Consider the following 16,617-nt stretch of genomic DNA (forward strand, 5'->3'; position numbering starts at 1 on the left):
TCCAAGGGGGTCCACATGCTCAGCGGGGTGCTGTTCGTCTGCCACGCGAACCTGTGCCGGTCACCGATGGCCGAGTACGCCGCGCGTCGCCTGCTCGCCGGGCGACCGGTGACGGTGGCCAGCGCCGGCACCGACGCCGTCGAAGGACTGGCCATGCATCCGTTCGCCGCGACGATCACCGCCGAGACCGGTGACGACCCGGCATCGTTTCGCAGTCGGCGGCTGCTGCCGGAACACCTCACCGAGGCGGTGCTGGTGCTGACCGCCACCCGGCGCCAGCGCTCGATCTGCACCGCGCTGGCACCGGCGGCGCTGCACCGGACGTTCACGCTGCGCCAGTTCGGCCGGCTCGCCGCGGTAGCCGAGCCACCGGACGAGGTGGACGATCCGGTGGGAGCGGCGGTGGCTGCCGCGGCCCTGGCCCGGGGACGGTTGCAGCCCGCCCTCGGGGACGCCGACGACCTGCAAGACCCCGTCGGGGGAACCCCGGACGACTTCCGACGCTGCGCCGAGGAGATCCACCGGGCACTACGTCCCCTGGCGACACTCATCGGGGCAGCCGGGTGAGTTCCTGCGTGTGGTCGCCGACCTCGCCGACATGGGTCCGCTCGGCGTGCCGGCCGGCCCTGTTCCGCTCCGTCGACACCGACTGGTCACCGGTTACGGTGGCAACCCGGTACGCCTCGTACTGGTAGGCCTCGGCCTTGGGCACCCGGGCCATGTTCAGCACGCAGCCGAGCAGCCGCACCGACACCGAGTGCAGCGCCCGGGCGGCGGCGGCCACCTGGGCCCGCGAGGTACGTCCCTGCTGGGTGACCAGCAGGGCGCCGTCGGCCTGCACCGCGACCACCACCCCGTCGGTGACCGCGAGCAGCGGTGCGGTGTCGATGATGACGATGTCGGCGGACTCACGAAGGGCCAGCAGCAGGTCCGACATCGCCTTGGACCCGAGCAGTTCACTCGGGTTGGGCGGCGCCGAGCCGCTGGGCAGGACGAGCAGGGACTTGTCTCCCCAGCGCTGCACCACGTCCCCCACCTGCACGTCTCCGACGAGCACGTCGGTGAGCCCCACTCCGCGGTCGATGCCCAGGTAGTCGCCGACCTTGGGCCGACGCAGGTCGGCGTCGACGAGCAGAACCCGCCAGCCCGCCTCGGCCAGGGCGATCGCGAGGTTGCACGACAGGGTCGTCTTGCCCTCTCCCTGCAGCGCACTGGTGACCGCGATGACCCGGGCCGGCTCGTGCACGTCGACGAATCGCAGGTTCGTCCGCAGCTTGCGGACGGCCTCGGCGCGCGCCGAGGTGGCGGCATCGCCGACGATCAGGGGGGCCGTCCGCGCGTTCGTGTCGAGCGGGATCTCACCGAGCAGCGGACTGCCGGTCACCCGCTGCAACCCGGCCGCGTTGCGCAGCCGGACGTCGGCCATGCCGCGCAGGATCGCCAGGCCGACGCCGGCCAGCAGGCCGAGCAGGGCACCGATGGCCGTGTTGCGCACCGGCTGGGGCGACACCGGCGCCGGGGTCACCCGGGGACCGCTCACCACTTCGATCTTGATCGGCCCGGGGCTGCCATCCGGCCGGGTCTCGACCTTCTGTACGAGCTCGACGAACTTCGCCGAGAGTGCCTCGGTCACCCGCAACGCCCGGGTCTGGTCGGTGTCGGTCACCGACGCCCGCAGCAGCACGGTACCGGTCTCGGTGGAGGTGCTGACCCGACGCTGGATCTCCTCGGCGGTCAGCCCGAGCTGGGTGTCAGCCACCGCGGCCTGCGCCAGCCGGTCGCTGGTCAGCAGCTCCGCGTACGACTTCACCCGCTGTTGCAGGAAGAGTCCACCCTGGTAGGCGTCGGTGACGCCCTGGCTCGGCGTGGTGACGAAGAAGGTGACCGACGCGACGTAGCGAGGCTGGGCCCGCACGGTGACCAAGGCGGTGACGCCCAGGGACACCATGAGGGTGACCAGGACTACCCACCAGTGCCGACGCACCAGGCGGAGATGGCGGTACAGGTCCATCAGGCGAGCCTCCGTACCGGGCCGGTAACGCCAAAGAACTTCACGAAAACCCCCAAGGTCGACTCACACTCGTGAAACCATTAAAGCGGCTCTTGCGGCTTATGTCCGGGGTTAGGTATTTTCTGGTTGGCGATCGCGTCCGCAGTACCCAACCGCACCGACGGTCTTCCGGAATCGCTCCGACCCGGAAAAAGTCCGATGGCGTCGTCGAACGCCAGGGGAGGTTCGTCGCCCTTCCGCCGGACAGCTCGTCGCCCTCCTGTGGGCAGAGTCGCCTCCGCTCCACTCGCAACGGCCGTCGGCACTGGATAAGGTCTTGCACGGGTGTGCCGGGAAGCCTGGTCGGCGATGGTGCCGTGCTGCCCTCCGACCGACGAGGTGGACCTCCCGTATGACCGACCGGAACACCGGCCCTGAGCCCCGCGGCGTGAGCCGCCTGTTCGCCCGTACCTCCTGGCCCGAGGCACGTTTCCTGGCCGATGTACTGCGCACCGAGACCGTCGGTGGCGCCCTGCTCCTCTTCGGGGCGGTGATCGCGCTGGTCTGGGCGAACTCACCGTGGGGTGACGCCTACGCGGAACTGGGGCGGTGGGTGCCCTGGTCCGGTGGTACGGCCCTGCACCTCGACCTCGACCTCGCCACCTGGGCCGCCGATGGACTGCTCGCCATCTTCTTCTTCGTGGTCGGGCTGGAACTCAAACGCGAGTTCGTCGCCGGCGAACTGCGCGACCCACGACGTGCGGCGCTACCGGTGGTGGCGGCGGTCGGCGGCATGGTCGTACCGGCGCTGATCTTCGTGGCCGTCAACGTCGCAGGCGGAGGCGACGGGCTTCGCGGTTGGGCGATTCCGACCGCCACCGACATCGCCTTCGCGCTGGCAGTGCTCGCCGTGATCGGCGCCTACCTCCCGCAGGGGCTGCGCGCGTTCCTGCTCACTCTGGCCGTGGTCGACGACCTGCTGGCCATCACCATCATCGCGGTCTTCTACACCGACGACTTCGCCGTCCTCCCGCTGCTCGGTTCCCTGGTGCCGATCGCCCTGTTCGGCCTGCTGGTCCAGCGCCGACGCACCTGGTGGTGGGCACTGATTCCGCTCGCCGTGATCGCCTGGACCCTGGTGCACTCCTCCGGGGTGCACGCCACGGTGGCCGGCGTCCTGCTGGGCTTCACCGTGCCGGTGCTCGCCGGCAAGAGCAGCGACGGACATCGCCCGATGCCCGGTCTCGCCGAGCACCTGGAGCACGTGTGGCGACCGGTCTCGGCCGGCTTCGCGGTGCCGGTCTTCGCGTTCTTCGCCGCCGGCGTCTCGCTGCGCGGCGCGGACCTCGCCGCACTGGTCACCGATCCGATCGTCCTCGGCATCGTGCTCGGCCTCGTCGTCGGCAAGTGCGTCGGCATCCTCGGCTCCACCTTCCTGCTGGCCCGGTTCACCCGGGCCAGCCTGGACGAGGACATCACCTGGTCAGACCTTCTCGGGGTTTCCTTCCTGGCCGGTATCGGCTTCACCGTTTCGCTGCTCATCGGCGAACTCGCCTTCGGATCCGGCGGCGTCGAGGGCGACAACGTCAAGGCCGCGGTGCTGGCCGGCTCGTTGATCTCGGCCCTGCTGGCCACCGTCGTGCTCCGGCGACGCAACAGGGTGTACCGGGCGATCGCTCTCAAGGAACAGGCCGACCAGGACCAGGACGGGGTACCGGACGTCTACCAGAAGCCTGGCGGCTGACCGACGGCCTCCGCTGACTCACCGGGCAACGCCCGGCCGACCCGCTCGGCCGGGCGTTGCCCGTCACCCGACCGGCGCCGGAAGTCCGCTGTCAGGGCGCTGCGCACCAGCAGGCGCAGGGCGACGATCGCCGCCAGGACGGCGACCTCCGGCCAGGACTGCCCCCCGGTCAGGTTGAGTAGACCGGCGGCCAGCAGCATGTCGAGCAGCACACCCAGGGCCGTCGCACGGCAGCCGGTGGTCAGTAACGCCACCGTCGCACCGAGCACACCGAAGGCCGCGACGAGGGCGGACAGCAGCATCCTCATCGATCGTCGACCTGGCGCTGCTCGTGTTCGATCTCCCGACCGAGCACATAGTTCAACACCGTCCGGATGGCGGCGATGGCCGCCAACTGGCCGATCTGCGCGAAGGTCGGCGACAGTGCGGTGCGCAGGATGTCCGCCGCCAGCTGAAACTCCAGGCCGAGGGTGAGGAAGCGCCCCAGGGACAGTCGGATCCGGGTGAACACGGCGGCGTCGCGCCTACGTAGCCCGTCGATCACGAACCGCAGCGCAGCCAGGGTCGCACCGACGACGATGACGACCGCACCGACCAGCTCGACCCCTGTCACCAGGAGCTGATGGCCCCGCTGCAGGATCACCTCGACGTCCACCCCGGCGCCTTACCCGACCTACCTCCGGGTAGTCGGCGTAGGGCGTGCGCGAGTCGGGCTGGTGGACGCAGTCGCGCACCACAGGTCGACGACGCTCATCGCAACTGGATCACCGCGTCGACGATGAGCCAGACACCGCTGACGGTGAACAGCGCGGCGGCACCGTACCTGATGGTGCGTTCCGGCAGTTTCCGGCCGAGCAGCCGGCCGGCGACGATCGCCAACGCGTCCGCCGCGACCATGCCGACCGTCGAACCGATCCAGGTGCCGAACCAGCCGTACTGGGTGGCGAGCGTGATGGTGGCGAGCATCGTCTTGTCGCCCAGCTCGGCGAGGAAGAAGGCGGCACCGACGGTGAGCACGGCTGACCTGCCGCCGCGGGCGGCACGCCGCTCATCGTCCTCGGTGAGCCGGTCACCCCGCAGCGTCCATGCGCCGAAGCCGAGGAAGGCCAGACCCGTCAGCAGCGAGATCCAGCCGGTCGGCAGGGCCGCACCGACACCGTGACCAATCGCCACCGAGGCGAGGTGCACGAGGGCGGTGGCGACGGTGATACCGAGCAGCACCGGTGCCGTGCGGAATCTGGTGGCGAATGCCAGCGCCATGAGCTGCGACTTGTCTCCCAGCTCAGCGACGAAGACGACGCCAAAGCTGATCACCAGCGCGGCGAGGAAACTGTCCATGGGGGCCCTTCCCGGTTCAGGCCGGGAGAAGGTGTGGAACGCCCTCGACCCGGCCGCAACAGCCTGGGTCGAAGGTCTCGCCCGCCACGTCGAAACGAGGCCGGGTGGCCGGATGCGTGACGCATCAGTATGTCGACCACGACGTTATGGGCTACTCCCCTTCGCTACGACCAGCCTAGCCGATCGAGCTCCGGCGGATCATCCCGGTCTGACGTGGCGGCCCGCTGCCGGCCGCCGGTCACCGCTCACGCGGCGCGGGCCAGCGTCACCCCGAACAGGCCGTCCGGGTCGGTCCAGAACCGCTCGCTGCGGAAACCCGCGGCGGCCAGCTCGGCTGAGATGCCCTCCGGTCGGAACTTCGCCGACACCTCGGTACGCAGATCCTCACCGGCGTCGAAGTGGACATCCAGATCGAGCACCTGCACCCGCATCGGTCGCTGCGCCCGCAACCGCATCTCGATCCACTCCTGTTCCGGGTTCCAGAGCGCGACATGGTCGAAATCCGCCGGCTCGAAGTCAGCGCCGAGCTCGCGGTTGAGTACCCGCAGCACGTTGCGGTTGAACTCCGCGGTCACCCCCGCCGCATCGTCGTACGCGGGCACGATGACCGCGGGATCCTTCACCAGGTCGGTGCCGACCAGCAGCCAGTCACCGGCCTCAAGCGCGGCCCGCAGCCCGGCGACGAACTCCGCCCGCTCGGCGGGCATCAGGTTGCCGATGGTGCCACCGAGGAAGACGACCAGCCGCCGCCCACCGGTCGGCAGGTGAGCCAGGTGGCGGGTGAAGTCCCCGACGATCCCGCGTACCCGCAGCCCCGGGAAGTCGGCGGCGAGGACCGCGGTGGACCCGGCCAACGCGCTCACCGACACGTCGAGCGGCACGAACGTGCCCAGGTCCCCCCGCCGGGTGAAGGCGTCAAGCAGCAGGCGGGTCTTCTCGGAGGAACCGGACCCCAGCTCGATGAGGGTCTTCGCGCCGGTCAACTCGGCGACCTCGGTCGCCTTCGTGGCCAGAACGGCCCGCTCGGCGCGGGTCGGGTAGTACTCCGGCAATCGGGTGATCTCGTCGAAGAGTTCGCTGCCCCGGGAGTCGTAGAACCACTTCGGCGGCAGCCACTTCTCGGCGGCGGTCAGCCCGGTGCGCACGTCCCGGCGCAGGCTGTGGTCGAGGTCCCGGTCATCGAGGTGGATCTCTAGCGGCTCAGCGCCCATCTGCTGTCTCCTCACGTCGTGTCTGACAGGTGCGTTCGGATTCGTGACCTCGCGGCACCGCCCGGCCCGGCCCCTCACCACGCCGCCAGCGCCCGCTGGCACACGTCGGTCGCCGTGGCCTGCACGAGCTGCCCGTCGGGCACCTCACGCCAGCCCGGTCCGTCGTCGTGCGGTTCGGAGGCCAGCAGCACCGACCCGGGTGTGGCACGCAGCGACAGGGCGTGCCCGGCCGCGCTGGCGACGACCGTCCGCCCATCGGTGAGCAGCAGGTTGAGCCGTGAACCGGGTGCCGCCGCCGCCACCGAGGTCACCGTCTCGGCGACCGCCCGTGCCGGCGCGACACCGGCACGCAACCGGTCGCGTACCAGGGCCCACAGCAGCGCCGAGTCGGTTGTCGCGTCGAGAGTGAGCAGGTCCCGTACGGGTAGCTCGGCGGCGAGCGGGACCATCGAGTCGGGCCAGCCCCGCACCACACCGTTGTGGCTGAACAGCCACCGCCCCTCGGCGAAGGGCGCGGCGGCGGTGTCGACGATCGCCATACCGACGGTGGCGGAGCGGACGGCGGCCAGCACCGCGGTCGCGGAGGTGACCGTCGCCAGCTCCGCGACGGTGGGGTCGCTCCAGATCGGCTGCGCCCGGCGGTACCGTACCGGCGCCGCGCCGTCCGGGTACCAGCCGACGCCGAAGCCGTCGGCGTTGATGGTCCCGCCGCCGCGCATGTCGCGTGGGGCCCAGGACTGACGCCACAGCGAATGCGGCGGGTCGAACAGCAGTTCCCGCAGCGTCACCGGGGGCCCCAGGTAGGCCAGGTGTCGGCACATCAGACGACCACCTGCCCGACCGTCACTGGTGCGCCTCGTCGGGCCGGGCGTCCCGGGCGCAGCGGAAGCCGCTGAAGATCTGCCGTCGGATGGGGTAGTCCCAGTTGCGGAACGTGCCTCGACAGGCCGCCTGGTCGGTACCGAACGAACCACCCCGCAGGACCTGGTAGTCGTCGCCGAAGAAAACCTCGGAATACTCTCGGTAGGGGAAGGCGACGAAACCTGGGTAGCCCCGCAGGGGGGTGCTGGTCCACTCCCACACGTCGCCGATGAGTTGATGCACGCCGAGGGGCGAGGCACCTACCGGGTAGGCCCCCACCGGAGCCGGTGACAGGTGCCGTTGGCCCAGATTGGCGTGCGCCCAGGTGGGGTCCTCGTCGCCCCACGGGTAGCGCCGGGACCGGCCCGTCGCCGGATCCCACCGGGCTGCCTTCTCCCACTCCGCCTCGGTGGGTAGCCGCCTGCCCGCCCAGGTGGCGTACGCCTGCGCTTCGTGGAAACAGACGTGCACCACCGGCTCGTCGTCGCGGACCCTGGCCCAACTACCGAAACGGAGGTACGCCCAGCCGTCGCCGTCGCTCCGCCAGTGCATCGGCGCGCTGAGCCCGGCCTGCTGGCGGTGCTGCCAACCGGCCTCGGTCCACCAGCGGGGGTCGTCGTACCCCCCGTCGTCGATGAATGCGCGGTACGCGCCGTTCGTGACCGGCGCGGCGTCGATGACGTACGCGGGCAGCTCGACCCGGTGGGCCGGGCGTTCGTTGTCGAGTGCCCACGGGTCGGTGTCGGTGCCCATCGTGAACGGACCGGCGGGCACCAGCACCTCGGCGGGCACCCGCACGGCCGGCTCGGGTGGCGGCGGCGCGTGCAGCGCCACCGGGCCGGTACGGAGCTGGTGAGTGGCGAGCATCGTCTCGTCGTGCTGCTGCTCGTGCTGCACTATCATGCCGAAGGCGAACCCGTCGGTGACCAGTCGACCGCTGTCGAAGGTGACCCGGTCCAGCAGGTCGTAGACCTTCTCCCGGACCGTGGCCACGTACGCCCGGGCCTCGGGCGGCGGCAGCAGCGGCAACGCCGGTCGGTCCCGACGTGGCTGCTTGAACGCGTCGTACAGATCGTCGATGTCGCACCGGACCGGCGCCCGCCCCCCGACGTCCCGCACCAGCCAGAGTTCCTCCTGGTTGCCCACGTGTGCCAGATCCCACACCAGGGGCGACATCAGCGGTGAGTGCTGGCGCATCAGGTCGGCGTCGTCCACCGTCTCGGTCAACAGGATCGTGCGGGCGCGGGTACGGGCCAGTTCCGCCGCGATCCGGCCACGCAACCCTTCGGCGTCGCGATCGATGCGGGTGTCGGTCACCACTGACTCCTCTCCGCGGCTGCGCGCCGCTGTCCCAATCCGTTGTCGATCTCGCGATGCAGGGCCGGGGGCAGTTCCAGCCGCGGCAGCGCGGCCCGCGCCAGGTCGAGCAGGCCCGCTGCGGTCCGGGCCAGGATCGTGTCCCGCAGGCCGTACCGTGCGGCGTGGTGCCAGCGGTCGGCGGAGGGTCCGGCGAGCGCCAGCGCCTCGCCGATCGTGTCGGGATCGGCGAGCAGTGCGCTGAGCACCGCCACCGGCAGGATCCAGCCGCGTCCCGGTTGGGCGTCGAGGTACCGGATCTCCAGGTAGCCGCGTGGACGTACCGGCGGGAAGAGTGTGCTGACGTGGTAATCCAGATCGTCGACGCGGGGCGGGCGGTGCAGCGCCCCGTCGATCCAGTCCGCGAACGTCATGTCCGGCGGGGCGGTCCAGTCCGGACCGTCTGCCCGTATGCAGAGCAGTGGTGCCGCCAGCACGTACGCCGTCCATGCGGCGACCGGATCCCGGTCAGCCTGCTCCGGCGTCCACACGGGGGCGGTACGGGCGGGATCGATGCGCCACCACGCACCCATCCGGGCGGACGCCCAGCCGGTGTCACGGCCCGCGTGTCGGCCGGCGGTGGCGAAGGTGGCGAGCAGGGACGGCCCGGCCGCGTGCACCAGTTGCCAACGGGCCGTCAGTTGCTCGGGCCGCCCCGCGTCGAGGCAGACCTGTAGTCCGGCCGTGCTGTACATCATCGTCCGGCCGTCGGGTCCTCGCCGGTCGAAGGTCCGACGCATCGCGCGGTACCGCGCGGTGTCGAGCACCGGCCGGGGATATCGATAGGGGTCGATGCCGGTCCGGCCGAGAGTCAGGTCGGCGGCGTCCAACAGCCTGGTGGCCTGCGCCACGTCGGCCTCGGTGGCTTCGACGAGCCCGGCGAGTCGCGCCCGGGGTGGTGTGGAGATCTCCAGTTGCCCGCCGGGCTCGACGGTCAACGCGCTGCCCCGCAGCAGGCGCAGGGCCGGGCTCGCCGGGTCCAGCGTGGTGGGGCCGTACGGTCCGAGCGCCGCGCGCAGCCGAGCGGCGTCGACGGGGCGGGCCGGATCGGCGGCGTCGTGGACCGTCCATTCCAACTCGACCCCGGTCAGGGTGGGTGGGCCGGTCTTGAAGCAGATCCGGGTGAGGTGCCGGGCAGCGGCGGCACGGTCCCGCAGCACCGGGATCCGGTCCACCTCGGGTGACATCACCATGCCCGACCCCTCCTGCTCTTGATCTGCCGCCACCGTAGCCCACCCCGGTGACAGCGGACCCTCGTGAACCGGCACCACACCTGCCGGCGGGTCAGTTCCGAACGCCCGGTCCGCCGCCTCCGGCGGCAGGTGTGACGAGGTCCTGTACCCGATGACGACCCGGACGACTCCGTCACCTTCTGTGTAGCAGGCCGTACTGTACGTCGAAGGGATTTCACAGTTCGGTCAAATTCCGGCCGGACCGTCGGACGGGTGGCGGACCCGAAATGGCGTCTCCGGCTGGGCCGAGCCCGTCACGGCCGGCGGACCGGCCGATGTCGGAACGCTCGCGCCGACCGCCGACGCGCCGTCCGAGCCCGCTGTGGGTACGGTGGTGCCGTGTTGTCTTCGGAGGTCGTACTCAGCGGCCGGTACCGCTTGGACGAGCGTGTCGCCACCGGCGGCATGGGCGATGTCTGGCGAGCGACCGATTTGATCCTCGGGCGGCAGGTCGCGGTCAAGGTACTGCTACCTGCCCTCGTCTGCGACCCCGACTTCATCGCCCGGTTCCGCGCCGAGGCACGGATCATGGCAGCTCTCCGGCACCCGGGGATCGTGCAGGTCTACGACTGCGGCGAGGACGATCTACCCAACGGCGGCCGCGCCGACTACCTGGTCATGGAGTTCGTCACCGGTCAGCCGCTGGCCAGGCGGATCGAGGCCGAGGGCCGTCTGGACGTCGGCGTGACCATGTCGGTGGTGGCGCAGGCGGCCCAGGCGTTGCATGCCGCGCACATCGGCGGGATCGTGCACCGCGACGTCAAACCGAGCAATCTGCTGATGCAGGAGGACGGCACCGTTGTCCTGGTCGACTTCGGGGTGGCCCGGTCGACGAACGTCACGAGCATCACCAGCACGAACGCGGTTCCAGGCACCGCCCTCTACATGGCGCCCGAGCAGGCCGCCGGGCGAGCCGTGTCGGGGGCTACCGACCTGTACGCCCTCGGTGCGGTCGCCTACTGCTGCCTCACCGGTAGCCCACCGTTCACCGGCGACAATCCTCTGCAGGTCGCCGTCCGGCACCTCGACGACCCGCCGCCGGAGCTGCCGCACGACATCCCGGAAGCGGTGCGGGTGCTTGTCGACCGGGCTCTGGCCAAGAACCCGGCCGACCGGTTCAGCAGCGGCGCGGCGATGGCGGAGGCGGCACGGGCTGCCGTTTCGGCGGACGCCTCAACCACCGCGGTGGCCCCGATGGCTACCGCACTGCGTGGTGCGGGGCCGGACACGCGAAGCGGAACGGCGGTCGTCGACATCCCGCGACCGGGTCGACGACGCGGTGCCCTGGTTGGTGCGTTCACCGCTGTGCTCGTCGGGTTGGCGGCGCTCGGCGCGGCGCTCGGGGCCGCGCAGGAGGCGGACACCCCGGCGGTCAAGCTGCCGACCACCGCGCCGGCGGTCCAGTCCACCGGGGCAGCGGCGCCTCCGAGCCCGCAGGAGAGCGCGCCGGCGCAGGCGCCGTCGTTGCGGCCGGCCGGATCGACGACCCAGCCGACCGAGTCCCCGTCTTCCGCACCGTCCTCGCCGCAGCCCAGCGAGTCGAGCGAACCCGCGTCGCCGGAGCCGAGCCCCACCCCCGACGTCCCGGAGCCGACGGGTACGTCGAGCAGTCCCACGCCGTCGGCGTCGGCCACGTCGACGCCGCCCAGCACTCCGCCCGACGTCGATCCGCCGGGCAACGGCGGGGGCGAGGGCGGCTGACCTACACCGCCGGGCTGCCCCGGCCTGGACCCGACCACCTTCACCGCGACGGTTCCGGCCGTGTCGAATCCCCGAAACGGACGTACGGCACCACACTGCGCTCTAGGCTCCTCACCAGCAGTTATCCCCATGGGTTCGGGAGTTCGGGTGAGTGTGGAGAAGTTGGTCGTCATCGGCCAGGGCTACGTCGGTCTACCGCTGGCCATGCAGGCGGTCGAAGCCGGCCTGGACGTGGTCGGTCTCGACGTGGACGTCGACCGGATCAAACGGCTCGCCTCCGGTGAGTCGTTCGTGTCGGACATCCCCACCGACCGGCTCGGCCGCGCCCTGGCCAGCGGCCGGTACCGCCCGAGCACCGAGTACGCCGACGCCCGGGCCTTCGACATCTGTGTCATCACCGTGCCCACTCCGCTGCGCGACGGCACTCCCGATCTGAGCTTCGTGGAGCAGGCCGGTACGGGGATCGGGCCGTACCTGCGGCCGGGCTGCACGGTGGTACTGGAATCCACCACCTATCCCGGCACCACCGAGGAGTTGCTCCGCCCGCTGCTGGAGGCGGCCAGTGGGCTGCGCAGCCCCGGGGACTTCCACCTCGGCTACAGCCCGGAGCGCATCGATCCGGGCAACCCGACGTGGCGACTGGCGAACACCCCGAAGGTGGTTTCCGGGGTGGACGCCGCCGCGCTGGCCCGCGTCGACTCGTTCTACCGGCGGCTGGTGCAGCGGACGGTGCCGGTGGACTCGACCCGGGTCGCCGAGTTGACCAAACTCATCGAGAACACCTTCCGACAGGTCAACATCGCCCTGGTCAACGAGCTGACGATGCTGTCTCACCAGTTGGACATCGACGTGTGGCAGGCGATCGAGGCGGCCGAGACGAAGCCGTTCGGTTTCATGCCGTTCCGGCCCGGCCCCGGCGTCGGCGGGCACTGCCTACCGATCGACCCCTGCTACCTTTCCTGGCAGGTGAAACGCCGCCTCGGCCGACAGTTCCGCTTCATCGAGCTGGCCAACGACGTCAATCACGAGATGCCCGAGCATGTGGCGCAACGGGTGATGGCCGGGCTGAACCGCTCCGGTCGGGCGGTCAGGGGGGCCCGGCTACTGCTGCTCGGTCTGGCGTACAAGCGCAACACCGGGGACATGCGGGACTCACCGGCCGTCGAGGTCGCCCGGCGGCTGCGCGAACTTGGCGCCGAGGTCCGGGCGGTCGAGCCGTACGCCGAGGCGCATCACCTTCCCGCCGGGGTGCTGACGGTGGACCTGACCGAACGCGAGGTACGCGAGGCCGACGGTGTCGTGGTGGTGACCGACCACGACGTGTTCGACTACGAGCTGGTGGTCAGGCACGCGCGATACGTTTTCGACACCCGTAACCGCTGCGCCGGCCCCACCGTGGAACGCCTCTGATCAGCGGTCAGCGAGCGCCTCGGCGGCCAGCCGAGTGCGACCTGGGTGACGGTCGGCGCTACCACCGCCAGTGCCGGACGGAAGGCGAAGCCGATGTCGTCGCCACCCTGGCCACAGCGGACATCACCGAGACAGCTGTCGTTATGACGGGTTGGTTGGCGGTGTACGCGAGCCGGTCATGCCGCATCACCTCCGGGTCGAGGCCGTCGCGATGACACCCATTCACATCAGGCATCAAAAGTGAGCCGGGTCACATCGATGTGTGTGGTTGGCGAGTAGGGTACGCCCAACGTCACTCCCCTCGAAGGGCGTCGCCGATGGTCGGATTGTCCCTGCCACGGGGGCGGCAACTGCGCATCGTCAGTGTGGCCGCCACCGGGTTCCTCCTCGCCAGCGTCGCCGGTGCCGCACCGGGCAACGCGCAGACGGTGTCGCCACCGGCCGTCGAGGCCGCCGCAGCCGTCGAGCCACCTCTCGGTGTCGACGAGATCGCCAGCAGCCCCAATCTCAAGCTGATCGCCAACGTGCCGAAGCATGCGCCGTTCAACACCACCGCAGCGCTCGGCACCGACCTCGCCTTCCAGGGCAGGTACGCCTTCGTCGGCAACTACGACGGCTTCGTGATCTACGACGTGTCTGAGCCGAGCCGGCCCGAGATCGTGTCCCAGGTGCTCTGCCCCGGTGCGCAGAACGACGTCTCCGTCTACGGCGACCTGCTCTTCCTGTCGACGGATGCGTCCCGCAACGACGACTCGTGCAGCAGCACCTCCCAGTCCGCCACCATCAAGGAATCGTGGGAGGGCGTCAAGATCTTCGACATCAGCGACAAGACCAGCCCGCGATACCTCAAGGCGGTCGAGACGGCCTGCGGCTCACACACCCACACGCTGGTCCCGGCGAAGAACAAGAAGTCGGTCTACCTGTACGTCTCCTCGTACAGCCCGAACGCCAACTTCCCGGACTGCCAGCCACCGCACGACTCGATCAGCATCGTCAAGGTGCCACTGAAGAAGCCGACCGACGCGGCGGTCGTCGCCACGCCGAACCTCTTCCCCGACGGCGGGTACCCAGGCCGTCCGGGCGGGTCGGCGACCAGCGGCTGCCACGACATCACCGCCTACCCGGCGAAGGACCTGGCCGCCGGCGCCTGCATGGGCAACGGCGTACTGCTGGACATCAGTCAGCGGGAGGCACCTCGGGTGCTGCACACCGTGCAGGACACGACCAACTTCGCGTTCTGGCACTCGGCCACCTTCAACAACCGCGGTACCAAGGTCGTCTTCACCGACGAGCTGGGCGGTGGCGGCGGCGCCACCTGCAACGAGACCGTGGGCCCGGAACGCGGCGCCAACGCCATCTACGACATCACCGGTCGCGGCGACCAGCGGAAGCTGGAGTTCCGCAGCTACTACAAGATCCCGCGAACCAACGGCGACACCGAGAACTGCGTGGCGCACAACGGGTCACTGATCCCGGTGCTGGGCAAGGACATCATGGTCCAGGCCTGGTATCAGGGCGGCATCTCGGTGTGGGACTTCACCGACTCCCGCAAGCCGAAGGAGATCGGCTACTGGGAGCGCGGCCCGCTGTCGGACAGCCGGCTGATCACGGGCGGCTCCTGGTCGGCCTACTACTACAACGGGCACATCTACTCCTCGGACATTCAGAAGGGGCTCGACGTGCTCGCGCTCAACGACTGGCGTACGTGGACGGCCAGGCTCGTCTACTTCCGCGAACTGAACGTCCAGACCCAGCCCAGCTACCTGAGCTGGTAGCTCCAGCGCACCGACCGCAACACCCACACCAGCGGTCGGGTTTCTCCCCTGCCATCGCGGGTACCTCCTGCGTCACACAGGAAAGGGGTGTGCAATGGCGCGCAACGAGTACCACGTGGTGCCCGACGGCGGCGGCTGGAAGGTCGAGCAGGGCAGCACCGTCGTCGGGACGTACGACACGAAGCAGCGGGCGGTCGAGGCCGGACGCGAGACGGCGCACGGCAACGAACCCAGCCAACTCGTCGTACACACGGCCGACGGCAGGATCGAGACCGAGTACACCTACCAGGACGACCCGTACCCGCCCGCCGGCTGACGGGGGCCATCTCGGCGGCGGCCTGCCGACACCATCCGTTCCGGGTGCTGTCGGCAGGCCGCCGTCGCAGCTCAGCCGGGCAGTGGCGCCCCGTCGCCGCGGTTACGGCGTGGGGACACCAGCCGGCGCACGATCGGGGTGGCGTTCCACCTCGCCGCGCCGACCAGGTCGCGGGCGTGTTCGAGGATCGTGTAGTCGGGCCTGGCCCGCCCGGCGGCGAGCGCGGCCTCCAGGTCGTTGCCGCAGCGCGTCAGTACGCTGTCGAAATCGCGGCGGACCGGCTCCAGCAGGTGGTAGCCGTACGAGCGGTGCAGGCGGGCGAAGAGCGGCTTGTACAACCGGGCCCGTTCGTGCAGCCCCGAGGAGTACGACATCGGGTTCTTCGGACGGCGCCGGACGTAGTCGGGCAGCATGTCGGCGAAGGCACGCCGGACGATCCACTTCTCCTGCCCGTCACGCAGCTTCAAGTCGATCGGCAAGCGCATCGCCAACTCGACGAGCGCCAGGTCCAGAAAGGGCACCCGCGCCTCGACGCCGAAAGCCATGCTCGTGCGGTCGACCCGCTGCAACTCGGTCCGGCACAGGTTGCGGATCTTGTGCAGGAAGAGTCGCCGGGACGCTTCCGGACCGACCGCGTGGTACATGGGGTACCCGCCGAACAGTTCGTCCGACCCGTCGCCGGTGAGCGCCACCCTGACGCCCAGCTCGTTCAGGCGCCGGAATATCGGTACCGAGACGACCGCGTTGATGATGTCGCCGTACTCGGTCAACTCGGAGATCCGGATCGCCTCCCGTACGTCGGCGAGCCGGATGTCGCGCGGGCGCAGCTGCACCACCTCGTGCGCCACCCCGAGGTCCCTGGCCAACCGCCGGGCGTACGCCAGGTCCGGGCTCTGCGATACCCCGACTGTGACGGCGACACAGTCGGGGTGCAGCTGCGCGGCGTGCAGCAGCGCCAGCGAGCTGTCCAGTCCGCCGGAGAGCACCACGCCCACTGTCAGGTCGGTGTCCAGCCGCACGCGCAGACTGTCGGTGAGGGCGGCCCGGACGAGCAGGGCGGCCTCGTCCGGATCCGCCACCACCGACCGGCCCGCACCGAGGGCGAGCAGGTCCACGTAGGGGCGCAGCTGCGGGTGACCGTCAGCGGTGGCCCACCCGTGATGCCCCGGCGGCACCTCGGCCACCGGCACGCCGAGCCGGACCAGCGCCTTGACCTCGCTGGCGAGGTGCAGGCAGCCCGGCGTACGCGCCCAGTAGAGCGGCTTCACGCCAAGCGGATCCCGGACCAGGTACGCGCGAGCGGTGGCCCGTTCCACGACGACGAAGGCGTACTCGCCACGCAACCGGGTGACCACCTGTTCACCCCAGTGCTCGAATGCGGCGAGCACCACTTCGGTGTCGCTGGCGCTGCGGAACCGATGGCCGAGGGCGGTCAGCTCGGCCCGTAGTTCGTGATGGTTGAAGACCTCGCCGTTGTAGCAGAGCAGCCAGCGCTCGTCGGAGGAAATCCAGGGCTGCACCGCGTGCTCGCGGTCCACCACCCGCAGCCGTCGGGTGCCGGCGAGCAGACCGGCTTCGTACCGGGTCTCGGTCACCTCCCCTCGTGACGCGAGCGTGCCGAGCATTCGCCGGAAGATCGCCGGGTCCGCCTCCGGGCCGATGCTGAGCGTGATTCCGCACATG

General features: G+C 70.4%; 15 protein-coding genes. 6 read left to right on the plus strand and 9 right to left on the minus strand.

The window, feature by feature from the left end; genetic code table 11:
* The first annotated feature begins 15 nt into the window (after nt 1-15).
* Nucleotides 16-567, plus strand: a complete 552-nt coding sequence (locus HCA58_RS15165) for a low molecular weight phosphatase family protein (RefSeq protein WP_169598479.1) — start codon at nt 16-18, stop codon at nt 565-567.
* On the opposite strand, the gene HCA58_RS15170 is transcribed toward HCA58_RS15165, so the two are convergent.
* Nucleotides 548-2,011, minus strand: a complete 1,464-nt coding sequence (locus HCA58_RS15170) for a polysaccharide biosynthesis tyrosine autokinase (protein WP_169598480.1) — start codon at nt 2,009-2,011, stop codon at nt 548-550. The two genes, HCA58_RS15165 and HCA58_RS15170, sit on opposite strands and share 20 nt — an antisense overlap.
* 391 nt (nt 2,012-2,402) lie before the next feature.
* Here HCA58_RS15170 and nhaA point away from each other — a divergent pair, with 391 nt between their 5' ends.
* Nucleotides 2,403-3,734: a Na+/H+ antiporter NhaA gene (nhaA, locus tag HCA58_RS15175; protein WP_169598481.1), complete on the plus strand. Its 1,332-nt coding sequence runs from the start codon at nt 2,403-2,405 to the stop codon at nt 3,732-3,734.
* Here the strand turns inward: nhaA and HCA58_RS15180 are convergent.
* The 7 genes from HCA58_RS15180 to HCA58_RS15210 all read right to left on the minus strand — a co-directional run bounded on the left by HCA58_RS15180 (nt 3,713) and on the right by HCA58_RS15210 (nt 9,693).
* Entirely contained in the window at nt 3,713-4,036 is a 324-nt protein-coding gene (locus tag HCA58_RS15180) for a DUF1622 domain-containing protein (protein WP_169598482.1), read from the minus strand. The genes nhaA and HCA58_RS15180 overlap by 22 nt on opposite strands.
* A 2-nt stretch (nt 4,037-4,038) precedes the next feature.
* On the minus strand, nt 4,039-4,389 hold the full coding sequence (locus HCA58_RS15185; RefSeq protein ID WP_169598483.1) for a DUF1622 domain-containing protein: 351 nt from the start codon (nt 4,387-4,389) through the stop codon (nt 4,039-4,041).
* Between the two features lie 95 nt (nt 4,390-4,484).
* Complete coding sequence (locus tag HCA58_RS15190) at nt 4,485-5,072, minus strand: TMEM165/GDT1 family protein (RefSeq protein ID WP_169598484.1); 588 nt, start codon at nt 5,070-5,072, stop codon at nt 4,485-4,487.
* 245 nt (nt 5,073-5,317) lie between these two features.
* Nucleotides 5,318-6,283 (minus strand): L-histidine N(alpha)-methyltransferase, encoded by a 966-nt coding sequence (gene egtD, locus HCA58_RS15195; RefSeq protein WP_169598485.1) that lies wholly within the window; start codon nt 6,281-6,283, stop codon nt 5,318-5,320.
* A gap of 74 nt (nt 6,284-6,357) precedes the next feature.
* On the minus strand, nt 6,358-7,104 hold the full coding sequence (gene egtC / locus HCA58_RS15200; RefSeq protein WP_169598486.1) for an ergothioneine biosynthesis protein EgtC: 747 nt from the start codon (nt 7,102-7,104) through the stop codon (nt 6,358-6,360).
* 22 nt (nt 7,105-7,126) lie between these two features.
* Nucleotides 7,127-8,461, minus strand: a complete 1,335-nt coding sequence (egtB, locus tag HCA58_RS15205) for an ergothioneine biosynthesis protein EgtB (protein ID WP_169598487.1) — start codon at nt 8,459-8,461, stop codon at nt 7,127-7,129.
* The gene (locus HCA58_RS15210; protein WP_169598542.1) at nt 8,458-9,693 is read right to left on the minus strand and encodes a glutamate-cysteine ligase family protein; all 1,236 of its coding nucleotides are present in this window, start codon (nt 9,691-9,693) and stop codon (nt 8,458-8,460) included. Before HCA58_RS15210 ends, egtB begins: the two co-directional genes overlap by 4 nt.
* Nucleotides 9,694-10,071: 378 nt before the next feature.
* On the opposite strand from HCA58_RS15210, the gene HCA58_RS15215 reads away from it, so the two are divergent.
* The 4 genes from HCA58_RS15215 (at nt 10,072) to HCA58_RS15230 (ending at nt 14,934) form a co-directional block, all read left to right on the plus strand.
* On the plus strand, nt 10,072-11,433 hold the full coding sequence (locus HCA58_RS15215; RefSeq protein ID WP_169598488.1) for a serine/threonine-protein kinase: 1,362 nt from the start codon (nt 10,072-10,074) through the stop codon (nt 11,431-11,433).
* A 147-nt stretch (nt 11,434-11,580) separates the two neighbouring features.
* On the plus strand, nt 11,581-12,843 hold the full coding sequence (locus tag HCA58_RS15220) for a nucleotide sugar dehydrogenase (protein WP_169598489.1): 1,263 nt from the start codon (nt 11,581-11,583) through the stop codon (nt 12,841-12,843).
* Between the two features lie 317 nt (nt 12,844-13,160).
* A complete protein-coding gene (locus HCA58_RS15225) occupies nt 13,161-14,618 on the plus strand; it encodes a hypothetical protein (RefSeq protein WP_169598490.1) in 1,458 nt (485 codons plus the stop codon).
* A gap of 94 nt (nt 14,619-14,712) precedes the next feature.
* Nucleotides 14,713-14,934, plus strand: coding sequence for a DUF2188 domain-containing protein (locus HCA58_RS15230; protein ID WP_169598491.1), 222 nt, complete (start codon nt 14,713-14,715; stop codon nt 14,932-14,934).
* Between the two features lie 71 nt (nt 14,935-15,005).
* On the opposite strand, the gene HCA58_RS15235 is transcribed toward HCA58_RS15230, so the two are convergent.
* Nucleotides 15,006-16,616: an asparagine synthase-related protein gene (locus HCA58_RS15235; protein ID WP_169598492.1), complete on the minus strand. Its 1,611-nt coding sequence runs from the start codon at nt 16,614-16,616 to the stop codon at nt 15,006-15,008.
* Nucleotide 16,617 lies beyond the last annotated feature (1 nt).

It is taken from the genome of Micromonospora sp. HNM0581 (genome assembly GCF_012726175.1).
GTDB lineage: Bacteria > Actinomycetota > Actinomycetes > Mycobacteriales > Micromonosporaceae > Micromonospora.

Excerpts from the sequence above, each read along its gene's own strand:
- HCA58_RS15180 (WP_169598482.1), bottom strand. The coding sequence starts at position 4,036 with ATGCTGCTGTCCGCCCTCGTCGCGGCCTTCGGTGTGCTCGGTGCGACG.
- egtD (WP_169598485.1), bottom strand. The coding sequence starts at position 6,283 with ATGGGCGCTGAGCCGCTAGAGATCCACCTCGATGACCGGGACCTCGAC.
- egtC (WP_169598486.1), bottom strand. The coding sequence starts at position 7,104 with ATGTGCCGACACCTGGCCTACCTGGGGCCCCCGGTGACGCTGCGGGAA.
- HCA58_RS15225 (WP_169598490.1), top strand. The coding sequence starts at position 13,161 with ATGGTCGGATTGTCCCTGCCACGGGGGCGGCAACTGCGCATCGTCAGT.
- HCA58_RS15170 (WP_169598480.1), bottom strand. The coding sequence starts at position 2,011 with ATGGACCTGTACCGCCATCTCCGCCTGGTGCGTCGGCACTGGTGGGTA.
- HCA58_RS15230 (WP_169598491.1), top strand. The coding sequence starts at position 14,713 with ATGGCGCGCAACGAGTACCACGTGGTGCCCGACGGCGGCGGCTGGAAG.
- HCA58_RS15210 (WP_169598542.1), bottom strand. The coding sequence starts at position 9,693 with ATGGTGATGTCACCCGAGGTGGACCGGATCCCGGTGCTGCGGGACCGT.
- HCA58_RS15165 (WP_169598479.1), top strand. The coding sequence starts at position 16 with ATGCTCAGCGGGGTGCTGTTCGTCTGCCACGCGAACCTGTGCCGGTCA.
- HCA58_RS15190 (WP_169598484.1), bottom strand. The coding sequence starts at position 5,072 with ATGGACAGTTTCCTCGCCGCGCTGGTGATCAGCTTTGGCGTCGTCTTC.
- nhaA (WP_169598481.1), top strand. The coding sequence starts at position 2,403 with ATGACCGACCGGAACACCGGCCCTGAGCCCCGCGGCGTGAGCCGCCTG.
- HCA58_RS15235 (WP_169598492.1), bottom strand. The coding sequence starts at position 16,616 with ATGTGCGGAATCACGCTCAGCATCGGCCCGGAGGCGGACCCGGCGATC.